Genomic DNA, 20,816 nt, shown 5'->3' with positions numbered 1-20,816 from the left:
GATCAATCCCCCTTCGGGCGGGCGGTGAACCGGGCGAAGACGAGCCGGTAGGTCAGGTACAGGGTGAGCGAGAGCAGCACCTGCACCGAGGCCAGTACGGCGGCGCCGGGCAGGTCGAAGGTGACGATGCCGCGGGTGTAGATCAGCGCGGGCAGCGTGATCACGCCCTTCGCGCCGGTGAACAGCACGATGCCGAACTCGTTGAGCGTCAGCAGCAGCACGAGGCTGCCGCCCGCCGCCAGCGCGGGCCACGCCTCGGGCAGCACCACCTGCCGCAGCACCCGCCACGGCGAGGCGCCCAGACTCGCGGCCACGTCGAGCTGTTCGCGCGGCAACTGCGCGAACGCGGCCAGCACCGGGCGCACCACGAACGGGGTGAAGTAGGTGATCTCGGCCAGGATCACGCCGAGCGGGGTGGTGAGGAAGTCGACGACCGGCTGGGTCGCGCCGGTCAGCTCGGCCAGCAGCGCGTTCACCGCGCCCGCCGTGCCGTAGAGGAAGGTGAACGCGAGGGTGATCAGGAACGAGGGCAGGGTCAGGATCGTGTCGATGAGCCTGCCGACCACCCCCGCCCCGGGAAACGGCACGAACGCGAGCACGATCGCCAGGAACGTCCCGAGGACCAGGCAGCCCGCGGTCGCGCACACGGCGATGGACACGGTGCGCCACAGGGCTTCCCGGAACGACTCCGAGCCGAGCACCGAGGTCCACACGTCGGTGCCGCGCCCGGTCGGGGTCTGCGTCGATTCGGTGAGCACCCGCAGGATCGGGTAGCCGGCGATGCCGAGCACGACCAGGGCGGGCGGCAGTGTCCACAGGATCGGCGCCCATGATCGACGGGGGACAACGACTTTCGGAGCGGGAGCAGGGGTCGGCGATTCGACGACGGGCGCGCTCATCGTGACACCCGCCGCACCGGCCACGGGACACCGGCGCCGAGCCGACCGGCACCGACGCGGCGCGCACCGCTCACCGCCACCCGACCACCACGCCGTAGCCAGTTCGGCCCGCCTGATACTTCTCGGACGCTGACGATGTCGATCACGACGCGTCCTCCTCCCGACCCGCGCCGGCGCCGGTGGCTCCGCGGCGGCGACCACCGTCGACCGCGTTCGGAATGAGCACCCCGGCCGGGTCGGGCAGCCGCACTCCGACGACCGCACCGACCTCGGTGGTGAAATGCCCTGGCACATCGACGGCGAGGTCCCCGGGCAGCCCGTCGACCGCCAGCTCGACCCGGGTCGAGGCACCACGCCACACCGAGGTCAGCACGGTGGCGCACAGGGCATCGCGTTCGCCGGTCTTGCCGAGAGTGATCGTGTGCGGCCGGATACACAGCAGCGCGGAGTCGTCCGGCGCCCAGTCGGCCAGTCCGACACCGGGCTGGGGCGCCTGCGCACGCAGGGTCGCGGTGCCCGCGGTGACCAGCGCCGCCGTGCCGGTGACGTGATTGACGGTGCACGGCACCAGGTTCGCGCCGCCGAGGAAGGCGGCGGTGAAGTCGGTGGGCGGCCGCTGCCAGAGGTTCTCGGCGGTGTCGATGTCGACCAGCCGGGAGTCGCGCATCACCGCGATCCGGTCGGCCAGCGCCAGCGCCTCGGCCTGGTCATGGGTGACGTACAGCATCGCGGTGTCGGGCAGCGCCTTGCGCAGTTCCTGCAGTTCGCCCAGCATCGCCTGGCGCAGTTGCGCGTCGAGCGCGGCCAGCGGCTCGTCGAGCAGCAGGACCGCGGGCCGGATGGCCAGCGCGCGGGCGATCGCCACCCGCTGCTGCTGGCCACCGGACAGCTCCCGCGGCAGCCGCTGGGCGAAGCCGGCCATGCCGACCATCTCCAGCGCCTCGGTGACCCGCGCACCGATCTCGTCGCGCGGCACCCGATGTGATTTCAGCCCGAAGGCGACATTGCCGTGCACGCTCATGTGCGGGAACAGCGCGTAGGACTGGACGACGACACCGATCCCGCGCGCGGCGGGCGAGAGATCGGTGACGTCGCGCCCGGCCAGCCGGACCGCGCCCGAGGTGGGCCGGACGAAACCGGCCAGCGCCTTGAGCGCGGTCGACTTGCCCGACCCACTCGGGCCGAGGAGCGCGACGGTCTCGCCGACGGCGACGCGCAGGGTGAAATCGGCCAGCGCGACCGCGGCCTTGCGGCCCCTGCCGTAGCTGACCCCGACCCGGTCGAACACGATCGCCGGCTCGTTCGTCGTGGCCGTCCCGGTGCGGGCGGCGGTAGCGGACTTCATGCTGAGGTCACCGTCGGACATCGTCTACTCCCTTACAGCACAGCCGGATTCAGCTGCCGGTTGCCTTCTGGTACGCCGCGACGTCGGCGTCCAGCTCGGTGAGGACCTTGTTCCAGTCGACCGCGACCACGTCGACACCACGCAGGGTGGCGGCCGGACCGCCGTCGGCGGGGGCCCGCACATCGGTGCGCGGGGACACCGCGAAGGCCTCCGGGCCGAGCTTGCTCTGCGCGTCGGTGGCGAGCAGGAAGCTCATCAGCTTCGTGGCGTCGTCCTTGTGCGGCGCGCCCTTGGCCAGGCCCATCATGTACGGCACCGACACGGTGGAACGCTTGCCCGCGGTGGCGGGGAAGAAGACGGTGAACTTGGAGCCCTTCTCCTGCACCGTGGTCAGGTTCATCTGCACGTCACCGTTGGCGATCAGCAGCTCGCCCTTGTCGACCTTGGCCTGCAGCTTGCCGGTCGAGGAGGACGGGCCGACATTGTTGGCCTGCAACGCGGCCAGGTAGTCCAGCGCGGCCTGCTTGCCGCGCAGCTGCTGCAGCAGCACCAGCACCGCCGTGCCGTCACCGGCCTGGCCGGGGGTGGAGTACTGCAGCTTGCCCTTGAACTCCGGCTTCAGCAGGTCCTCCCAGGTCAGCGCGGAGGCGTCGACCGAGGGGTTGGCGATGAAGCACAGGTAGTTGTTGGCCAGGGTCACGTAGGTGCCCTCGGCGTCCTTGTCGGCGGCCGGGATCGCGGCGGTGTCGATGCCGCTGGGCTGCAGCAGCCCGGACTGCTTCGCCTTCTGGATGAACGGCGGCAGGGTGACGACCACGTCGGCCTGCGGGTTGGACTGTTCCTTGTCCACGCGGTTCACCACTTCGCCGGAACCGGCCTCGACCAGGTTGACCGCGATGCCGGTCTGCGCGGTGAACTCCGCGAACCGGTTCTTGTACCAGCCGCCGACACCGTCGGCGGAGTAGACGGTGACGGTCTTGCCGTCCGTGGATTCGGTGCCGGTGCCGCCGCAGGCCGCGGTGAACGCGACGGCGGTGACGCCGGCCAGCAGCAGCGCGACCTTGGACAGGCGGCGCGCGGTGAGGGAAGTACGCACGATTACAGCAACTTTCGTCTCGTTGTCGAGGGGAATCGCAGGGACGGTAGATCTTTCGGGTCACACCGCGACGGCTGCCGCGGTGGAGTCAGGGGGGAGCACCAGCGCGGGGAACTCGGCGACCGAGGCGATGACGTGGGTGGCGCCCGCGGCGCGCAGCTGGTCGGCGGTGTGCGCGCCGGTGAGGGTGCCCGCGACGATGCCCGCGCCCGCGGCGAGGCCGGTCGCGACGTCGCTGGTGGTGTCACCGAGCACGGCGATCCGGTCGACCGCGTCGACGCCGAGGCGCAGGGCCGCGGTGAGGACCATGTCCGGGTACGGGCGGCCGCGGCCCGCGTCCGAGGGGGCCAGGGTGAGGTCGGCCAGCTCGGCCCAGCCGAGGGCGGCCAGCAGCTTGTCCTGGGTGCCCCGGCTGAACCCGGTGGTCAGGGCGACCCGCACGCCCGCTGCGCGCAACGCGGTGATCGCCTCGACCGCACCGGGAATCGGCGCGATGTCGGCCTCGTCGACCAGGGCGTCGTAGGCGGCCTCGAAGGCGAGGTTGGCGGCCTGGGCGGCGGCCTCGTCGCCGAGCAGTGCCCGGAAGACCTCGATCTTGGACTGGCCCATGGTGTCGACGACATAGCGGCGGGCCTGCTCGCGACGCGGGCCTTCCGGCTCGATCCCGGCGGCGGTGGCGGCGGCCTCGAAGGCGCGCAGCACCAGGCCGCCGTCGGCGACGGTAGTGCCCGCCATGTCGAGGACGGCGAGCTGAATGGTGGTGTCCGGCATGGTTGTCCTCACAGTCCGATCTGGTCGGCGGTCTGTTCGCCGATCGCGGGGCCGAGGGTCATGCCGCGGCCACCGGGGCCGGTGACGACCCAGACGTTGGTGTCGGCCCGCACCCGGGTGACGATGGCGTCGGGGTCGACGCTCTGGCTGTAGACGCCCGCCCAGCGGCGCACGACGCGCGGCAGCTTGCGGCCGAGCAGTTCCTCGGTGACCTCGGTGAGGTGGTCGTAGGGCGCCTCGTCGACGTCGAAGGCGAACGGCTCGGTGTATTCGTGGGTGTCGCCGATGGTCAGGCCGCCGTGCAGGCGCTGCACGCACAGCAGCTGCATCTTGTGCTCGGCGGCGGTGGCGGTCTGCGACTGTTCCAGCGCGAGTGAATCCACCTGCGCGCCGGCGAATCCCGGGTAGTAGCGGAAGCTGTCGCCGTCGGCGATCGCGGTGGTGAGCGGTTCGTCCAGCGGCGCGGTCTGCATCATCTGCAAGCGCACCCGGCGCACCGGCAGCTCGCCGGCCAGTTCGCGGGTGAGCCCGGAATGGGCGGCACCGGGGCAGTGCACGACCAGGTCGGTCTCGTGGCGGCGGCCGTGATCGTCGACGACGACGGCGCCGGACCCGGTGTCGAGCACCGAGCGGGCCTCGGTGCCCTCGAAGAAGGTGTAGCGGCCGCTGCCCGCCATGTGGGCGCGCAGCGCGGGCAGCGCCTGGCGCGATTCCACCGCCGCGTCGGTCGAGCAGTGCAGTCCGGCAAGGTATTTGCCGCGCAGCGTCGGGTTGAGCGCGCGCACCCCAGCGGGGTCGAGCAGGGTGAAGCCGCGCGCCTGCGCGGTGGGGCCGACGGCCGCCGCCTCGGCCACGGCGAGTTCGGCGGGCGTGCGCACCAGCGTGATCGACCCCGCCGGACGGAAGCCGACGCCGGCCACCCGGCCGCCGATCTCCTCCCACAGCTCACGCGAGCGCAGGGTCAGCTCCAGCTCCCCCGCCGCCCGGCCGGACACCCAGACCAGGCCGAAGTTGCGGACCGTCGCGCCGCGGGCCTCGCGTTCGCGTTCGAGCTGGACGACCTCGTGGCCACGGGCGATCGCCGCCCAGGCGTGTGCGGTGCCGAGTATCCCTCCACCGATGATGACCAATCGCATGCCGATGATGGTGGCAAATGGTCTAGACCGATAGGTGTTGGCCACGAGAACGGCACGTTAATTTTTGGTATAGACCAATCGAGTACGCTGGCGGGCATGGATGCACCGCACACGACGCGCGTTCCGAAGGTGTTCCTGGTTCGCACCGAGATCGACGCCATCCTGGCCGATCTCGACGAAGGCGACCCGGTGCCGTCCGAACGCGACCTCGCCACCCGCTTCGGCGTCGCCCGCGAGACGGTGCGCCAGGCACTGCGAGAACTGCTGGTGGAGGGCAGGATTCGGCGCCGAGGACGCGGCACGGTGGTCTCGCGACCCAAGCTGACCCAGCCGCTGTCGCTGCGCTCCTACACCGAGGGCGCGATCAGTCTCGGCCGCACCCCCGGCCGCATCCTGGTCGGCTGGGAGGACGTCGCCGCCGACGCGGAGACCGCGGCCGACCTGGAACTGGAGCCGGGCGCGACGGTGATGCACCTGGAACGGGTCCTGCTCGCCGATGGTGAACGCATCGGCCTGGAGAGCACCTACCTGCCACTGCATCGCTTCGCCGGCCTGCGTGGCAGCTACGACCCGACCACGTCGCTGTACGCCGCGATCCGCGCGACCGGCGTCGAACTCGCCGGTGCGCGGGAACGCATCGAAACCGTCCTGGCAGCGCCCAGAGAAGCGGGCCTGCTCGAATGCACAACGGCGTTGCCGATGTTGCTGTTGCATCGACGCAGCGTCGATGCCGACGGCGCACCCATCGAACGGGTGCGCTCGCTGTACCGGGGTGACCGCGTCGCCTTCGAGGCGAGGCTGTCACCCGAGCACGAGTAGCCCGGTTACTGCTCGGGCAGCCGCCTGCGTCCGCCTGCCACATCGGTGACCAGGTCGGTGTAGCCGTCGACGAGTTCGGCGAGGTGATACCAGTGCTTGTGCGTGCTGTCGCTGCGCGCGCCGTCGAGATCGATGGCCTGGTTCGCGTCGACCCAGCTGCGTGCCATCCGGTCGACCACCGCACCGAGGCTCTCGGTGTGCAGTGACGCGCCGTTACGGTGCAGTGGGATCTCCTGGACGATCCAGTCGTTGATGTCGTCGACGAGTTCGCTGCGACGGCAATCGATTTCGGCGATCAGTGCGGCATCGCGCACCTGTGCCCGCCGTTCGTGCAGTTCAGCCAGTGCGTGCGCCGACCGCAACAATTCTCGATCTTGAAAACGCCTGCCCTGGAATGCGCACAACAATTGCGGCGCAGTCGGCAGTACCCCCATCACCGGCGCGCTCATCGCAACGCCCCGAATTCACCCGACACCCAAGATTTGTGTACCAACATGATTGGCTCTCGATTCGGTTATCCCGGTCTTCTGTTCGGATTGCTCGCAACCAGGCTAACTGGATCATGCTCGCTCACACTGCGAAACGCAAGATTGCGTTGTCAGCCTTGCGGTAAAGCCGCCCTGACAGAACCGATGGTCACATCCGCACGGCGGCACCGGTTTACGGCATGTCCACACGCCCGCCGACCTTCAGCTATGCGCCGGAGGCATCGTTCTCGGCCGATCGCGTGACATCGAGGCCGCACAGCGCAATAATGCGATTCACGAAGCGCGCCACAGGCGAAGGGGAACCATGGCAGGCAAGCGCACGACACTGACGGTCCGACTACGCAGGCTCGCCGCCATGCTGCGCGAGTTACGCGAAACCGCCGGTCTCAGCAAGGAAGACGTCAGCGCTCGCACCGGCATCAACGTGACCACGCTGTATCGCATCGAAATGGCGCAGGCACGCCCGCAACGCCGCACCCTCGGCGCGATGCTCGACCTGTATCAGGTCAACGAGAAAACCCGCGAAGAAGCGCTCAGCCTGCTCACCGACGCGCTGAAACCCGGTATGTCGCACGCCTACGAAGGCGCGGTGTCCGACGTCTACGCCACCTACATCAACTTCGAGGCGGAAGCACTATCGGCCCGCCAATACCAGACCTCGACCGTGCCCGGCCTGCTGCAGACCTACGAGTACGCGGCCGCCGTCATCGACACCTCCATGCCCCGCCTCGACGCCGCCACCATGGAGAGCAGGGCCAAGGCCAGGATGGACCGCGCGGTCAACCTGTCCAAGGACGATCCGCTCGAGCTGTGGGTCGTGATGGACGAGGCGGCCATCCGCAGGGTCGTCGGCGGGCCCGCCGTGATGGCAGGCCAGCTCGACCGGCTGATCACCGAAACCAAGCGCAAGAACGTGATCCTGCAGATCCTGCCGTTCGACGCGGGCGCGCACCCCGGCATGGCAGGCTCGTTCACCCTCCTCGATTTCCGCAACCCGGTCGACCCCGAACTGGTGTACGTGGAGAGCCTGGCGATCGACACCCTCGTCGAGGGTCATTCCGAGATCCGCCGGTTCGGCGTGATCTTCGATCAGCTGCGCGCGATGGCGCTGAGCCCGCGCGATTCGGCGCTGCTGCTCGCCGACGCGCGCGCCGCGATCGCTCAGTAGCGCACGGCTCGCCGGAACCCGAGCACGGCGGGTAGCGCGAACACCGCGACCGCGCCGAGCGACCAGGCCAGCGTCGCCAGCAGTGGAGCGCGCACCGGTCCGCCGAGCGCGAGGCCGCGCATGGTGTCGATCGCGTGGGTCAGCGGATTGTGCTCGACCAGCGGACGCGCCCACTCCGGATAGGCCCGCAGCGGGACGAAGCCGGTGCTGAAGAACATCAGCATCGACGAGCCCAGCGAGATCACCTCGACCAGTGCGGTTTTGGAGGTGTACACCGCCAGCGCGGTGACCATGGTGGCGAAGCCGAGACCGTAGAGCAGCGGGATCGCGAACAGGGCGAGGGCGGCGAGCGGACCCTGGGTGAACCGGAATCCGAGCACCGCGCCGACCGCGAAGATCGCCACGGTACTCAGCGCGATGCGCGTGCACTCGGCCGCGATCCGCGACAGCGGGGCGGAGGCACGGTGCACGGGCAGCACCCAGAACCGCGCGAGCAGGCCCTCGTCGCGTTCGCGCCCCAGGGTCACCGCGCCGGCCAGCGATCCCGACATCACCCCGACCAGCGCGAGCATCGGTACCGAGCCGTAGAGCGCGTCGGCGTCGGCGAAGGCCGAGACCTGGGTGCCCAGCACGGAGTCCAGCATCACCAGCAGCAGCGAAGGGAACACCAGCGCCTGCATGACGGTCAGCGGATCGCGGTACCAGCGCATCAGCAGACGCTTGGTCTGGATCATGGTCTGCGGCAGCAGCATCCGCAGCGTCTCGGTGCGCCCGGTGACCACCGGCAGGGCGGCGCCGGTGGTCATCCGCGCCGCCGGACCGCGCGCAGCCAGGCCAGTGCGCCGCAGCCGAGGAGCAGGCCGAGCGCCCAGGCCAGCCCGGGGCCGAGCGTCGGGAGATCCACCGCGCCCGCGTTCCCGGTGGCATCGCCCGCCAGCGCGCGCATGCCGGTGACGAACTGCGAGACCGGCTGATTGCGGGCGTAGCCCTGGATCCAGCCGGGGAACTGGCTCGCCGGGGCGAAGCCGGTGGACACCATGCCGAGGATCAGCTGGGGCAGCACCAGGATCTGGGTGGTCGCCTCCGGGCTCGTCGTCACGCTGCCGAGCAGGTCGGCGCCACAGCACAGCGCGGCGGCGATCAGCAGCGACACCCCGACGAATCCGACGGTGTGCCACCAGGGTCCGTAGAACCGGAAGCCGACCAGCGTGCCGCACGCCAGGGCGGCGGTCACCGCGACCACCGACCGCTGGCCCGCGGCGGTCATCCTGGCCGCCCACGGCACCCAGCGCGGCATCGGCAGGGTGGCCAGGCGCAGGTCGAGACCGTCGCGGGCATCGGTGGCCGAGCGGAAGGCCGCGGCGATGGCGCAGAACGAGACCGCCTGCAGGATGAGCATCGGCATCAGGAACTGCGCGTAGCTGCTCAGGCCGTGCCCGTACTCGCTCATGACCAGGTTCAGCGGCACGTAGAAGCCGAGGGTGAAGACCACCGGCGCGAGGATCGCGGTGAGGATCTCCCCGGTCCGCCAGGACGGCCGGATCAGCCGCAGCGACAGCACCCACCACTGGGTGATCGCCGAGGTCGCCACCCGCTCGGGGCGCACGACCACACGATCGGCCGAAATCCACACCGCCCCATCGTGCGTGATCCCGGCGGCGGGCGCAGGGGAACCGGGCGCGGTCAGCATCGGGTGCGCGTGCTCGGCACGGCCGTGCCGAGCACGCGGGCGATCTCGGGCACGATCTCGGGCGCGGTCAGCTCGCCGGGGGCGGCATCGAGCACGAAGCCGGTCACCGTGCCCTCGACGTACGGTCGCCAGTTCCGCACCGCGGCGGCCGGATCCGGCCGCTCGGCGCCGTCGGGCCCGCGACCGGCGACGCACACGGTCAGGTCACCGGTCAGCACCGAGGGGCGGTGGCCTGCCACCATCCCGGCCACCGCGTCGGCGGCGTCGGCGAGCCGGACCAGGTCGGCGCCGGTGAGCTCCACGGTCCCGGCCAGGGCCGCGGCGAGGACGGCGGCGGTCCGGTCGTCGGACAGGGCGGCGGTGTCGGCCTCGACACCGAACTGCGGGGCGAAGCGGGCGACGAACTCCCCCACCGACAGCCGGGGCGGCGGCGCGTCGCGGCAGGCGGCGGGATCGGTGTCGAGCAGCACGACCCCGACGTCCTCGCCCAGCGCGCGCAGCTGAACCGCGGCCTCGTGGGCGACGAAACCACCCGATGACCAACCGAGCAGCTGATACGGGCCGTGCGGGGCGATCCGGCGGATCTCGGCGACGACGCGGGCGGCCGATGCGCCGATGGTGCGAGGTGGCGTGGGCGCGGCAGGCGCCTGCATCCCGTACACGGGGACGCGCGGATCGAGGTGGGCGAGCAGGCCCGCGTAGCTCCAGGAAAGGCCCGAATCACCGGCCAGGCAGAACAGCGGCACACCGTCGACCCGCGGACCGAGCGGACGGATCGGCAGTACCGGCGCCAGCGCCGACGCCCCGGCGCGCCGGTCGTCGAAAGCCGGGACCGCCAGGCAGGATTCGGGCCGCTCCTGCGGCCACGCACAAGCCGGGGCGGACGGGTCGGCGGGAGAGCTCACAACAAATGATACGTCGTACGAAACCGGCTCCGGCCCACCGGTTTCGGGGGCACCCACCGGACACTCGAAGCGTCCGGTGGGTGCGGAACCCGCAGCGGCGGACCGCTACTGCACGCGCAGGCTGCCGAACAGCCCTTCCTTCTCGTCCTCCGGGCCCGCGGTGAAGTACAGCGCGTTGGCGTCGCCGAGGCTCTCACCGTTGCCGAACATCAGGGCCCACAGCCCGGCGATCTCGACCGGCTTCGCGTTGCCGTCCCGCAGGTAGTCGACGAAGGTGCCGGTGGTGTCGTCGTAGGCCAGCACGCGGCCGAGACCACCGAAGTTGCCGATCAGCAGCTTGCCCGAGAGCGCGCCGAAGTTCGACGGCGCGATCGCCACACCCCAGGGCGCGTTGAGCCTGCCGCCGTCGTCGATGATCCGCACCAGCTTGCCCGCGGCGTCGAACTCGGCCACCTTGCCCTTGTCGGGCTTGCCGTTGGCGGACTTGTCGGCCTCGGCGTCGAGGGAGTCCTCCTCGGCCTTGTCGAAGGCCTTGGGGTCCTTCTCGTCCGGCTGGGTGATCGCGTAGGACACGAACACCCGGCTGCCCAGGGTGGTGATGTTGAACGGGGCCGGATCGCCCGGCTTGGCCTTCTTGCCCTTCTCAGGGGTGGCCGGGTCGATCACGTCACCGGTGGCGAAGGGGTTGGCGAAGCCGGTGGTCGCCACCGGCTGCCAGAACTTGTCGAAGGTGCGGACCTGCGGGTCGGCGCCGAAGTCGGCGGCGAGCAGCTTGTCCCCGGACGGCGACAGCGCGATCCCGAAGAACGCCATGCCCTGCGCCGCACCGTCGAACACCTGGTTCGCGCCGCCGTCGCGGCGCACGATCGCGCCGTCGGGCGCCTGCTCGGTCCAGGCCGAGATCTTGCCGGAGTCGGTCGCGAAGATGAACCGCGACGAGCCGCCGAGCGGGATCGGCATGCCGTCGACGTCCACCCACTGGTCGCGCACGGCGAACAGGTCGGAGGTGATCGGGGCCGGGTTGAACACCACGCCGGTGACCTTGCCGACGCTCTTGTCCGAGGTGTCGGCGTCGGCGCCGGGCACGCCGACGAGCTTGAGCTGGTCCTGGAACAGCTTCTGCAGCTTCGGCTCCGAGGACGCCTGCACGTCACCGACGAACTGGTACGACTTGCCGCCCGCGCCGACCCAGAAGTGCCCGCCCGCGCCCTTGGGGCGATCGGCCAGGCCCCAGGCGTTGACCATGTCGGGGAATGTGAACTGGGCGTGGTAGGAATCCTTGTTGGCGGCAAGGTTCGTCTGGCTGTACCGGTTCCCGTCGAGCGCGGCCACATCGTCGCCCGCCTGCTCGGAACCCGAGCACGCCGCGGCCAGTAGCAGGGCCGCACCGAGAACCGCACCGCGCACCAGCCCGGACCGTACCCCGCGGGTACCCCTCACATGTCCGTTCACGTTCTATCCTTTCGACCTCCGCCGGACGGCGTTCAGGCGAGGCTGACCTTAGCCTGACCGGAGCCCCGGCGTGCCGTGACCGTCGACGCGAGGGCAGGTCTAGGCGTACCTCCGCATTCGCTCCGGCCATGCGCGGGTCTGTCGACGGCTACGCCGACTGCGCCATTAGGCTGTCGCCCGTGGTCGAACCCTCCGCCCCCGTAGCCCCCCATCCCGACATCGCCGCCCTGGCACCGCTGCTCGGCAGCTGGCGCGGCCGCGGCCACGGCGAGTACCCGACCATCGAATCGTTCGACTACGTCGAGGAGATCACCTTCGGGCACCTCGGCAGGCCGTTCCTCACCTACCGGCAGCGGACCAAGGCCGCCTCCGACGGCAGGCCGCTGCACGCCGAGACCGGCTACCTGCGCTGCCCCGCCCCCGGCCGGGTCGAGCTGATCCTCGCCCACCCCACCGGCATCACCGAGATCTGCGAGGGCACGATCACCGAAACCGTCGACGGAATCCGCCTGGAATTGAACTCGACGAATATCGGCCTGAGCGGTTCGGCGAAACCGGTTACCGCGCTCGGCCGCTCTTTCCACGTGACCGGGGACACGATCGACTACACGTTGCGAATGGCCGCCGTCGGCGAATCCCTGCAGCACCATCTGGCCGCGACTCTGCAACGCACGTAACGTTCTCCGAATTCGGTAATTTACCGTACCGAGGCCGCTGAACTGCGGATTTCGTTGCCCGACACCACACATTCACCTTTTCATCACGGTCGCGTACCGGTTGTGTTCGAACACGCCCGCACATAACGCAACAATTGTGTGTCGCTTACCGCCGTCGGTTGTTGCCCCGCGGCGACCGTTCTACGGTTCAAGCAACAGCTAACCACCAGACAATCGAAAGGGTGCCCGGGAAAGCACGTCGAAACCCTGAACGAGGGAGACGAACCATGAGGCGTTCCACCCTGATCTTGACCACTGCCGGAATGATCCTGGGCGGCGCTGCCGCCATCGACCTCCTCGACGGCGCAGGCACGAATGCCGCGCCCGAGCCCATCGCCGGGTACAACGTCGTGCACAACACGGCGACAGCCCATTCCGAGAGCAGTTCACTCGCGGTGGTGCGGGGCCTGCTGGCGACCGAGAACGCCGACGGACCCGGCCACACCGCCTCCGCGCCCGTTCAGTAGCCCGGCGGCAGCGCGGCGAACATATCCCGGGTGACGGCGACCGCGTTGTCGGAGCTGCCACCCTTGACCAGCAGCGTCGCGAACGCCATGTCCCCCCGGTAGCCGACGAACCATGAGTGCGACCCGCCGTCGACCTCGGCTTCGCCGGTCTTGCCGTACACCTCGCCCTGGTCCCTGATCCGTTCGGCGGTGCCGCCCGTGACGACCATGCGCATCATCGTGCGCAGGCCGTCGACCACGTTCGCCTCGATCGCGGGCCGGTCACCGTCGACCCGGGTCGGCCTGCCCGCGATCAGGTACGGCACCGGTGCCGCGCCCTGGGCGACCGTCGCCGCCATCACGGCCATGCCGAACGGGCTCACCACGACCCGGCCCTGCCCGATGCCGTCCTCGGCGCGCTGGACGAGTTCCTCGGCGGGCGGCACCGACCCCGACATCGTCGGCAGGCCCTCCACCGCGTACTCCTGGCCGATGCCGAGCCGGGCCGCGGCGTCGGTGAGGGCGGTGCCGTCCAGCCTGCTGGCCAGCCGGGCGAAGGTGGTGTTGCACGAGCGCTCGTAGGCGGTGGCCATCGGCACGTCGCCGACGGAGAACAGGTTGTAGTTGGGGATGGTGCGCTCGCCGATGGTGGTGCGGCTCGGACACGGCAGCACCGTCTCCGGGGTGGCGATGCCCGCCGCCATCGCGGCCGAGGCGGTCACCGTCTTGAAGATCGAGCCCGGCGGATACTGGCCGCTGGTGGCGACCGGACCGTCGCGATCGGCGGCCTTGTTCTGGGCCACCGCGAGAATCGCCCCGGTCGACGGGCGCAGCACCACCATCATCGTCTGTTCGGTGCGCAGGTCCACCGCGTGCTGCGCGGAGTTCTGCACGAACCGGTCGATGCTCAGCGCGAACGAGGGCGCTGGCTGGGCCGCGACCTCGTGCAGCACATCGAGATCGGCGCCGTTGGCATTGCGGGTGACCACGCTCCAGCCGGCCTTGCCGTCGACCTCGGCGATCACCGTCTTGCGCACCTGGGTGAGCAGATCGGGCGCGAACTTGCGATCGGTGGGCACCATGTCCCACTCCTGGGTCAGCGTGACACCGGGCAGGCCGATCAGTTCGCCGCCGATGGTGTCGGCCTCGTACTCGGTCAGCAGGATCACCGTGGCGGGCCCACCTGCGCCGCGGGCCGCGGCCAGGATCGTCTGCGGCGTGTAGGCCACCGGGTCGATCCGGCTCAGCGCCGCGGCCAGGGCGCCGGCGACCCGGTCCGGCTCGGTGGCCGCGGCGACGTCGAAACGCACCCGCGACACCTTGCCCGGCACCAGCACATCGCTGCCCGCCGACTCGTTGACCCGCGCGCGCGGCGCCTGCGCGGTGCGCAGTTCCAAGGTCTGGGTGTCACCCAGCTTGGGATGGATGTCGGCGGAGGTCCAGCGCACCAGCCAGCGGCCTCCGGTGCGGCCCATCTGCAACTCGCCGGTGTAGGTCCACTGGCGGCCCTTGGGCAGGGTCCACGCGTAGGTGTAGTCGACGGTGGCCGTGTCGCCGCTGACGCGCGCGTCGCCGGTGCGGATCTCCAGCTTCTCGGCCTGTAGCGCCTGCCACGCCGAAGTCAGTGCGGCCGTGGCCTTCTCGGGGGCGGTGGTGAGCTCGGCGGCCGCGGCGAGATCGTGGTCGGCGAACGCCTCGGCGAAGGCGTCGGCGGCGGGTACCGGTCCCTGCGGGCCCGCGGAACAGGCGGTCGCCGCCACCGCGAGGGCGGCCACCGCGAACGTGGTTACCATCCGTGTCCTCATCGGCACCGATGGTAGCGGCGACCGGGCAGCAAACCCCGCAGGACGGCGCCGTACACGCCCGGAAATCAGTCGACGAGCACCGTGGCGAAGGTCGCGATCTGGCGGAAACCCACACGGCTGTAAGCACGTCGGGCGATCCGGTTGTAGTCGTTGACGTACAGGCTCGCCGTACGTCCCGTCGCGACAACGGCATTGGCGACCGTGGCGGTGCCCGCGGTGCCGACACCGGCGCCACGGAAGTCCGGGTGCACCCACACGCCCTGGATCTGCCCGGTGCGCCGCGACAGCGCGCCGATCTCGGCCTTGTAGACGACCTCGCCGTCCTCGAAACGTGCCCAGGCCCTGCCGGATTCGATCAGGCTCTGGATCCGCCTGCGATAGCCACGGCCACCGTCGCCCGCGCGCGGGTCGACGCCGACCTCCTCGATGAACATGGCGATCGCCGCGGTGAGGTAGCGGTCGATCTCGTCGGGGCGCACCCGGCGCACGCCGGCGTCGGGGCGGGCCAGCGCGGGCGCGGCGAGCGCGAGCAACGGCTGATCGGCGCGCAGTTCCCTGGCCGGGCCCCACTTGGGCAGCAGCAGCTCCCACAGCGGCAGCGCCAGCTCCTGCCTGCCGACGACCGAGGAACACACCCGCGGCCAGCGCGCCGCCCGATCCGCGAACGCGCGCAGGGCCTGTTGGTCACCGCGCAGCGGCACGAGGTTCGCGCCGGAGAAACACAGGGAGTCCGCGGGCCCGCCCCGGCTCCACAGCTCACCGAGCCCGGAGCGCGTGTCCAGCCCGAACTCCTGCACCCTGGCCGCGATCATGCACGAGGCCACCGGGTCGGAGTCGAGCACACGCAGCACCTCGCCCAGATCTCGCACGGACACCGGGCGCGCGGGAGGGGTTTTGGACCGTCGCGTCGGCTCCAGCAGACTCCGCACGGCACCAGCCTGCCACGAAAGCACGCGCCGTGGTACAGGTCCGCCGAATCCGACGTCCGACCGTGAGCGGCGGAGGTCAGCCGACGGTGACGACCGGCTCGGCGCCCGGCTGCTCGCCCATCTCCTCGGCAATGCGCATCGCCTCTTCGATCAGGGTTTCCACGATCTGCGCCTCCGGCACGGTCTTGATGACCTCGCCCTTGACGAAGATCTGGCCCTTGCCGTTGCCCGAGGCGACACCGAGGTCGGCCTCGCGGGCCTCGCCCGGACCGTTCACCACGCAGCCCATCACGGCGACGCGCAGCGGCACCTCGAGGCCGTCGAGACCGGCCGCGACCGCGTCGGCCAGGGTGTAGACGTCGACCTGGGCGCGCCCGCACGACGGGCAGGACACGATCTCGAGCTTGCGCGGGCGCAGGTTCAGCGACTGCAGGATCTGGCCGCCGACCTTCACCTCCTCGGCGGGCGGGGCCGACAGCGAGACCCGGATCGTGTCACCGATGCCCTCGCTGAGCAGCGCGCCGAACGCCACCGCGGACTTGATCGTGCCCTGGAAGGCCGGACCCGCCTCGGTGACGCCGAGGTGCAGCGGGTAGTCGCTCTGCGCGGCCAGCTGCCGGTAGGCCTCCACCATGATCACCGGGTCGTTGTGCTTGACCGAGATCTTGATGTCGCCGAAGCCGTGGTCCTCGAACAGGCTCGCCTCCCACAGCGCCGACTCGACCAGCGCCTCGGGGGTGGCCTTGCCGTACTTCTCCAGCATCCGCTTGTCCAGCGAACCGGCGTTGACGCCGATGCGGATCGGGATGCCCGCGGCGCCCGCGGCCTTGGCGACCTCGCCGACGCGGCCGTCGAACTCCTTGATGTTGCCCGGGTTCACCCGGACCGCGGCGCAGCCGGCGTCGATCGCGGCGAAGATGTAGCGCGGCTGGAAGTGGATGTCGGCGATCACCGGGATCTGCGACTTCTTCGCGATCGTGGCGAGCGCGTCGGCGTCCTCCTGGCGCGGACACGCCACCCGGACGATGTCGCAGCCCGACGCGGTCAGCTCGGCGATCTGCTGCAGCGTGGCGTTGATGTCGTGGGTCTTGGTGGTGGTCATCGACTGCACCGAGATCGGCGAGTCACTTCCCACGCCCACGGTGCCCACCTTCAGCTGGCGGGTCTTGCGCCGGGGTGCGAGAACAGCAGCGGGAGCGGCGGGCATCCCCAATCCGATTGTGCTGGTCACGTTCGGCTGCCTTCTTTCGTACGTTTCGTGGATTCGACCTGGGGTGGTGCTGCCGAGCTTAGTCGCGCGGAGTGGGCGCACGCCCTGTGAGGGGCACGACAGCGGTTCGTAGCGATCAGGGCAGCCGGATCGGATTGACGATGTCGGCGGCCAGCGTCAACAGCATGAACGCACCACCGATAACAACCGCCACATACGTCACAGGGAGCAGCTTCAGGTAGTCCACCGGTCCGGCCGGGGCCTTGCCACGCCAGGACCGGATGGTGTCCCGGATCTTCTCGTAGAGCACCACCGCGATGTGCCCGCCGTCCAGGGGCAGCAGCGGCAGCAGGTTGAACGCGCCGAGGAAGAAGTTCAGGCTGGCCAGCACCATGATGAACATGCCCCACAGGCCGCGCTCGGCGGTCTCGCCGCCGATCCGGCTGGCGCCGTAGACGCTGACCGGGGTCTCCGGGTCGCGCTCACCGCCGGTGACCGCCTCCCACAGCGCGGTCACCTTCTGCGGCATCTTCGCCAGCGACTTCACCGTCTCGATGAAGAAGTCACCGGTGAACGAGATGGTCGCCGGGATCGCCGCGATCGGGCCGTACTGCTGGGGCTCGGCGAAGTCGGGGCCGACGCCGACCGCGCTCACCTCCCGGCTCGGGCCCTCCTTCGGGTAGCGCACGGTGCGCTCCGGCGTCACCGGCACGGTCAGCGTCGTGCCGTCGCGCTCGATCGTGTAGGTGAACGGGCCGGTCTGCTTCTGCGTCTCGGCCTGGAACTGCGCCCAGGTGGTCACCGGCACGCCGTTGACCGCTGTCACCACGTCGCCGCGCCGCAGCCCGGCGCGCTGCGCGGGACCGTCGCCGGCGCACTGCTGCATCGTCTGATCGGGATTCTGCTGGGCGACACAGCTCATCGAGCCCAGCGCGGTGGCCGGGGGCTGTTCGAGCTGGGGCAGACCCCAGCCGACGGCCAGGATCACCAGCAGGACAAAGCCGAGCAGGAAGTTCATCGCGATGCCGCCGAACATCACGACCAGGCGCTTCCAGGTCGACTGGCGGTACATCGCCCGCTCGACGTCCTCGGGTTCCAGTTCGTCGAGTGCCGTCATGCCCGCGATATCGCAGAAACCGCCCAGCGGCAGCGCCTTGAGGCCGTATTCGGTCTCACCGCGCCGGAAGGAGAAGACCTTGGGCCCGAAGCCGATGAAGTACCGGCGCACCTTCATGCCGGTGGCCTGCGCCGCCCACATGTGCCCGCATTCGTGCAGCGCGATCGAGATCGTGATACCGAGGGCGAACAGTGCGAACCCCAGCGCGAATACCATCTGGCTCCTGAGTCGTTTCGCGTCGTATCAGGACGCGATGATTTCCGCGGCGTACTGCCGTGCCCAGCGGTCGGCTCCGAGGACGTCGTCCAGGGTATCGGGTTCCGCCTGCCAGCGATCGGCGGCCTCTACCGCCTGTGTGACGGTGCGCACGATCGCCGGGAAGGTGATCTTGCCGTCGAGGAAGGCCTGCACCGCGACCTCGTTGGCGGCGTTGTAGACGGCGGTGACGCTGCCGCCCGCCTCACCGGCCTGCCTGGCCAGGCGCACGGCAGGGAAGACCACGTCGTCGACCGGTTCGAAGGTCCACGTCGACGCGGTACCGAAGTCACACGCGGCCGCCGCGCCGGGGACCCGGTCGGGCCAGCCCAGGGCCAGCGCGATGGGCAGCTTCATGTCCGGCGGGCTGGCCTGGGCGAGGGTGGAGCCGTCGGTGAAGGTGACCATCGAGTGCACGATCGACTGCGGGTGCACGGTGACATCGATGCGGTCGTAAGGTACGCCGAACAGCAGGTGGGTCTCGATCAGTTCCAGGCCCTTGTTCACCAGCGACGCCGAGTTCAGGGTGTTCATCGGCCCCATCGACCAGGTCGGATGGGTCTTCGCCTCGCTGGGGTTGACCGATTCGAGCATCTCCGCGGTCCAGCCGCGGAACGGCCCGCCGGAGGCGGTGAGCACCAGCCGCGCGACCTCGTCGGCGCGGCCGCCGCGCAGGCACTGCGCGAGGGCGGAGTGCTCGGAGTCGACCGGGACGATCTGACCGGGCGCGGCCGCGCGCGTCACCAGCGACCCTCCGGCGACCAGGGATTCCTTGTTGGCCAGGGCGAGCCGGGTGCCCGCTTCCAGGGTGGCCAGGGTCGGGCCGAGGCCCAGCGAACCGACCAGCGCGTTGAGCACGACGTCGGCCTCGGTGCGGCGCACCAGTTCGGTCGCCGCGTCGGGACCGCCGAGCTCGAGGTCGAGCGCCGCGGCGGCGGCCGGGTCGGCGACGGCGACATTGCGGGTGCCGACGGCGACCATCTGCTCGGCGAGCAGCGCCTGATTGCCGCCGCGCGCGGCGAGACCGACCACCTCGAACCGGTCGGGGTTGGCGGCGATCACCTCGAGCGCCTGGGTACCGATCGATCCGGTACTGCCCAGGAGCAGGACCTTCACCCGATCGGTGGACGTGGACTGGCCGTGTGCGGCACGCGTTGCTGGGTGGGACACGGCCCCATTGTGGCAGGGCTGCTGGCTACGACGGACGGTCGTATGCCACGATATGCTCACTCGCCCAACCAGAACTCGAGCCCTAAGGAGCGATCGTGGCCGCCACGGACCTCGAATCAGTCAGCACCGAGCGCGCCGTCGCCACCAGCGTCGATCCCGCCGAAGTGCCCTCGGCCGCGTGGGGCTGGAGCGGTGAGTCGCGCAAGACCTTCCGCATCGCGGCCTGGGTCGTCGTGGTGATCCTGCTCGGCATGACCGTCGGCAACCACCAGGGCCACGTCGAGGACATCTTCCTCATCGGCCTGGCCGGCCTGATCGCGGTGATCCTGGTCGTCGACTCGCTCACCCAGCGCATCCCTCGGTAATCCCGGCTTCTTCGACAACGCCTGCGGCAGCGACCTTCTCGCGCCGCAGGCGTTGTCGTGTGTGCGGTGTCAGCGGCCGCGGCGCGCGCCGGTCTTGCGGCCCTTGCCCTGACGGGCGGGCTGCTGCTTGGCCGCCTGCTTCTTCGCGGTGCTCTTGCGGGCGGGCTCGGGCGCCCGCCGCTGCGGCTCCGCCGCGACCGCGCCGCGCGAGCTGTTCGCCGATCGGCCGCGCACGATCCCGACGAATTCCTCGAGCAGTTCGCTGTCGGTGCCCGCGGGCCAGGCCAGCGCGATCTCGGTGAACTCGGTGTCGCTGATCGGCCGGTAGACCAGGTCGCGCCGGTGGTGCAGCCGGGCGATCGACTGCGGCATGATCGTCGCGCCGCCGACCGCGGCGACCAGCGCCAGGGTGTCGGCGGCCTGATCGAGATCGGCGCCGTCCTGGAGCCGCTCCTCGGCCAGGTCGGCGGGGGTGATCGTGTCCAGCAGCGAGAGCGCGTCGTCCTTCTGCACGACCGCGACCGGCGTCTCCCGCCACAGCGGAATGGCGTTCATCGCGGTGCGGTCGATCGGCAGCCGGACGAAGCACAGGTCGATCCGGCCCTCGCGCAGCGCGCTCTCCTGCTCGCCCTGGGCGACCCCGACGACCTCGAGCGGATGGTCCGGCAGCCGGTCACTCCAGATCCGCGCCCACTTCGACACGGTGACACCCGGCACGAACCCGACCCGCAGGCTCGCGGGCGCGTCCGGCTTCTGCTCCCGCTCGGCCTGCTCCCGCGCGCTGATCAGCGCCCTGGCGTGGTGCAGCAGCGCGGCGCCGTCCTCGGTCAGCTGGGTGGGCGACGCGCCGGGGACGAACACCCTGGTGCCGAGCTCGCCCTCCAGCTCGATGACGGTCGCGCTGAGGCTCTGCCGGGAGATCCGCAGACCCTTCGCGGCCCTGGCGAAGTGCAGTTCCTCGGCGACCGCGACGAAGCGACGCAGCCGGGCGAGGTCGATGGAGTCGGCGGCGGTGACGTCGAAGTCGCTCATTC

At 70.5% G+C, this 20,816-nt stretch carries 21 protein-coding genes; 5 read left to right on the top strand and 16 right to left on the bottom strand.

Annotated elements, in window-relative coordinates; all coding sequences use genetic code 11:
* Positions 1-2: 2 nt before the first annotated feature.
* From ACFYWJ_RS14840 to ACFYWJ_RS14820, 5 genes are all read right to left on the bottom strand, one after another.
* Positions 3-899: a 2-aminoethylphosphonate ABC transporter permease subunit gene (locus ACFYWJ_RS14840; RefSeq protein ID WP_355280587.1), complete on the bottom strand. Its 897-nt coding sequence runs from the start codon at positions 897-899 to the stop codon at positions 3-5.
* A 142-nt stretch (positions 900-1,041) separates the two neighbouring features.
* Positions 1,042-2,265, bottom strand: a complete 1,224-nt coding sequence (locus ACFYWJ_RS14835; protein ID WP_387163142.1) for an ABC transporter ATP-binding protein — start codon at positions 2,263-2,265, stop codon at positions 1,042-1,044.
* A 28-nt stretch (positions 2,266-2,293) separates the two neighbouring features.
* Positions 2,294-3,340 carry a 2-aminoethylphosphonate ABC transporter substrate-binding protein gene (locus ACFYWJ_RS14830; protein WP_387163145.1) on the bottom strand — a complete coding sequence of 349 codons (1,047 nt, stop codon included), beginning with the start codon at positions 3,338-3,340 and terminating at the stop codon, positions 2,294-2,296.
* Between the two features lie 60 nt (positions 3,341-3,400).
* Entirely contained in the window at positions 3,401-4,111 is a 711-nt protein-coding gene (locus tag ACFYWJ_RS14825) for a phosphonatase-like hydrolase (RefSeq protein ID WP_355280585.1), read from the bottom strand.
* Between the two features lie 8 nt (positions 4,112-4,119).
* Complete coding sequence (locus ACFYWJ_RS14820; protein WP_355280584.1) at positions 4,120-5,247, bottom strand: TIGR03364 family FAD-dependent oxidoreductase; 1,128 nt, start codon at positions 5,245-5,247, stop codon at positions 4,120-4,122.
* A gap of 96 nt (positions 5,248-5,343) precedes the next feature.
* Here ACFYWJ_RS14820 and ACFYWJ_RS14815 point away from each other — a divergent pair, with 96 nt between their 5' ends.
* Positions 5,344-6,066 (top strand): GntR family transcriptional regulator, encoded by a 723-nt coding sequence (locus tag ACFYWJ_RS14815; protein WP_355280582.1) that lies wholly within the window; start codon positions 5,344-5,346, stop codon positions 6,064-6,066.
* 5 nt (positions 6,067-6,071) lie between these two features.
* On the opposite strand, the gene ACFYWJ_RS14810 is transcribed toward ACFYWJ_RS14815, so the two are convergent.
* Positions 6,072-6,431, bottom strand: coding sequence for a DUF4254 domain-containing protein (locus ACFYWJ_RS14810; protein WP_019048160.1), 360 nt, complete (start codon positions 6,429-6,431; stop codon positions 6,072-6,074).
* 427 nt (positions 6,432-6,858) lie between these two features.
* Here ACFYWJ_RS14810 and ACFYWJ_RS14805 point away from each other — a divergent pair, with 427 nt between their 5' ends.
* Complete coding sequence (locus tag ACFYWJ_RS14805) at positions 6,859-7,722, top strand: helix-turn-helix transcriptional regulator (protein WP_355280578.1); 864 nt, start codon at positions 6,859-6,861, stop codon at positions 7,720-7,722.
* Here the strand turns inward: ACFYWJ_RS14805 and ACFYWJ_RS14800 are convergent.
* The 4 genes from ACFYWJ_RS14800 to ACFYWJ_RS14785 form a co-directional block, all read right to left on the bottom strand.
* Positions 7,716-8,528 carry an ABC transporter permease gene (locus ACFYWJ_RS14800; protein WP_355280576.1) on the bottom strand — a complete coding sequence of 271 codons (813 nt, stop codon included), beginning with the start codon at positions 8,526-8,528 and terminating at the stop codon, positions 7,716-7,718. The two genes, ACFYWJ_RS14805 and ACFYWJ_RS14800, sit on opposite strands and share 7 nt — an antisense overlap.
* Positions 8,525-9,349, bottom strand: coding sequence for an ABC transporter permease (locus ACFYWJ_RS14795; protein WP_387163326.1), 825 nt, complete (start codon positions 9,347-9,349; stop codon positions 8,525-8,527). The genes ACFYWJ_RS14800 and ACFYWJ_RS14795 overlap by 4 nt, the downstream gene beginning before the upstream one ends.
* A gap of 56 nt (positions 9,350-9,405) precedes the next feature.
* The gene (locus ACFYWJ_RS14790; protein WP_355280573.1) at positions 9,406-10,317 is read right to left on the bottom strand and encodes a thioesterase domain-containing protein; all 912 of its coding nucleotides are present in this window, start codon (positions 10,315-10,317) and stop codon (positions 9,406-9,408) included.
* A 105-nt stretch (positions 10,318-10,422) separates the two neighbouring features.
* Positions 10,423-11,727: a TIGR03118 family protein gene (locus ACFYWJ_RS14785; protein WP_355280679.1), complete on the bottom strand. Its 1,305-nt coding sequence runs from the start codon at positions 11,725-11,727 to the stop codon at positions 10,423-10,425.
* A 221-nt stretch (positions 11,728-11,948) separates the two neighbouring features.
* Between ACFYWJ_RS14785 and ACFYWJ_RS14780 the strand changes: the two genes are divergently transcribed.
* Together ACFYWJ_RS14780 and ACFYWJ_RS14775 are read left to right on the top strand one after the other, a co-directional pair.
* Positions 11,949-12,446, top strand: coding sequence for a peroxynitrite isomerase (locus ACFYWJ_RS14780; RefSeq protein WP_355280572.1), 498 nt, complete (start codon positions 11,949-11,951; stop codon positions 12,444-12,446).
* A gap of 266 nt (positions 12,447-12,712) precedes the next feature.
* The gene (locus ACFYWJ_RS14775; RefSeq protein WP_355280570.1) at positions 12,713-12,952 is read left to right on the top strand and encodes a hypothetical protein; all 240 of its coding nucleotides are present in this window, start codon (positions 12,713-12,715) and stop codon (positions 12,950-12,952) included.
* Here ACFYWJ_RS14775 and ACFYWJ_RS14770 read toward each other — a convergent pair.
* From ACFYWJ_RS14770 to dxr, 5 genes are all read right to left on the bottom strand, one after another.
* Positions 12,946-14,724: a penicillin-binding transpeptidase domain-containing protein gene (locus tag ACFYWJ_RS14770; RefSeq protein ID WP_355280568.1), complete on the bottom strand. Its 1,779-nt coding sequence runs from the start codon at positions 14,722-14,724 to the stop codon at positions 12,946-12,948. The genes ACFYWJ_RS14775 and ACFYWJ_RS14770 overlap by 7 nt on opposite strands.
* Positions 14,725-14,801: 77 nt before the next feature.
* Entirely contained in the window at positions 14,802-15,665 is an 864-nt protein-coding gene (locus ACFYWJ_RS14765; protein WP_355280566.1) for a GNAT family N-acetyltransferase, read from the bottom strand.
* 76 nt (positions 15,666-15,741) lie between these two features.
* Positions 15,742-16,896, bottom strand: a complete 1,155-nt coding sequence (gene ispG / locus ACFYWJ_RS14760; RefSeq protein WP_355280564.1) for a flavodoxin-dependent (E)-4-hydroxy-3-methylbut-2-enyl-diphosphate synthase — start codon at positions 16,894-16,896, stop codon at positions 15,742-15,744.
* 115 nt (positions 16,897-17,011) lie between these two features.
* The gene (locus ACFYWJ_RS14755; RefSeq protein WP_355280563.1) at positions 17,012-18,208 is read right to left on the bottom strand and encodes a M50 family metallopeptidase; all 1,197 of its coding nucleotides are present in this window, start codon (positions 18,206-18,208) and stop codon (positions 17,012-17,014) included.
* A 27-nt stretch (positions 18,209-18,235) separates the two neighbouring features.
* On the bottom strand, positions 18,236-19,417 hold the full coding sequence (dxr, locus tag ACFYWJ_RS14750; protein ID WP_355280561.1) for a 1-deoxy-D-xylulose-5-phosphate reductoisomerase: 1,182 nt from the start codon (positions 19,415-19,417) through the stop codon (positions 18,236-18,238).
* Positions 19,418-19,512: 95 nt separating this feature from the next.
* Here dxr and ACFYWJ_RS14745 point away from each other — a divergent pair, with 95 nt between their 5' ends.
* Positions 19,513-19,782 carry a DUF2631 domain-containing protein gene (locus ACFYWJ_RS14745; RefSeq protein ID WP_355280560.1) on the top strand — a complete coding sequence of 90 codons (270 nt, stop codon included), beginning with the start codon at positions 19,513-19,515 and terminating at the stop codon, positions 19,780-19,782.
* 69 nt (positions 19,783-19,851) lie between these two features.
* Here the strand turns inward: ACFYWJ_RS14745 and ACFYWJ_RS14740 are convergent, their stop codons facing one another.
* Positions 19,852-20,814, bottom strand: coding sequence for a LysR substrate-binding domain-containing protein (locus ACFYWJ_RS14740; RefSeq protein WP_355280559.1), 963 nt, complete (start codon positions 20,812-20,814; stop codon positions 19,852-19,854).
* Positions 20,815-20,816 lie beyond the last annotated feature (2 nt).

This window comes from Nocardia sp. NPDC003269, from assembly GCF_042888005.1.
In the GTDB taxonomy this organism is placed as follows: Bacteria; Actinomycetota; Actinomycetes; order Mycobacteriales; family Mycobacteriaceae; genus Nocardia.
Note: the sequence above shows the minus strand (reverse complement) of the source record. Positions and strands in the feature narration are given on the sequence as shown.

What these genes read in the sequence shown, in the direction of transcription:
- ACFYWJ_RS14805 (WP_355280578.1), top strand. Translation starts at nt 6,859, where the DNA reads ATGGCAGGCAAGCGCACGACACTGACGGTCCGACTACGCAGGCTCGCC.
- ACFYWJ_RS14755 (WP_355280563.1), bottom strand. Translation starts at nt 18,208, where the DNA reads ATGGTATTCGCGCTGGGGTTCGCACTGTTCGCCCTCGGTATCACGATC.
- ACFYWJ_RS14840 (WP_355280587.1), bottom strand. Translation starts at nt 899, where the DNA reads ATGAGCGCGCCCGTCGTCGAATCGCCGACCCCTGCTCCCGCTCCGAAA.
- ACFYWJ_RS14800 (WP_355280576.1), bottom strand. Translation starts at nt 8,528, where the DNA reads ATGACCACCGGCGCCGCCCTGCCGGTGGTCACCGGGCGCACCGAGACG.
- ACFYWJ_RS14775 (WP_355280570.1), top strand. Translation starts at nt 12,713, where the DNA reads ATGAGGCGTTCCACCCTGATCTTGACCACTGCCGGAATGATCCTGGGC.
- ACFYWJ_RS14835 (WP_387163142.1), bottom strand. Translation starts at nt 2,265, where the DNA reads ATGTCCGACGGTGACCTCAGCATGAAGTCCGCTACCGCCGCCCGCACC.
- ACFYWJ_RS14820 (WP_355280584.1), bottom strand. Translation starts at nt 5,247, where the DNA reads ATGCGATTGGTCATCATCGGTGGAGGGATACTCGGCACCGCACACGCC.
- ACFYWJ_RS14740 (WP_355280559.1), bottom strand. Translation starts at nt 20,814, where the DNA reads ATGAGCGACTTCGACGTCACCGCCGCCGACTCCATCGACCTCGCCCGG.
- ACFYWJ_RS14825 (WP_355280585.1), bottom strand. Translation starts at nt 4,111, where the DNA reads ATGCCGGACACCACCATTCAGCTCGCCGTCCTCGACATGGCGGGCACT.
- ACFYWJ_RS14770 (WP_355280568.1), bottom strand. Translation starts at nt 14,724, where the DNA reads ATGGTAACCACGTTCGCGGTGGCCGCCCTCGCGGTGGCGGCGACCGCC.
- ACFYWJ_RS14815 (WP_355280582.1), top strand. Translation starts at nt 5,344, where the DNA reads ATGGATGCACCGCACACGACGCGCGTTCCGAAGGTGTTCCTGGTTCGC.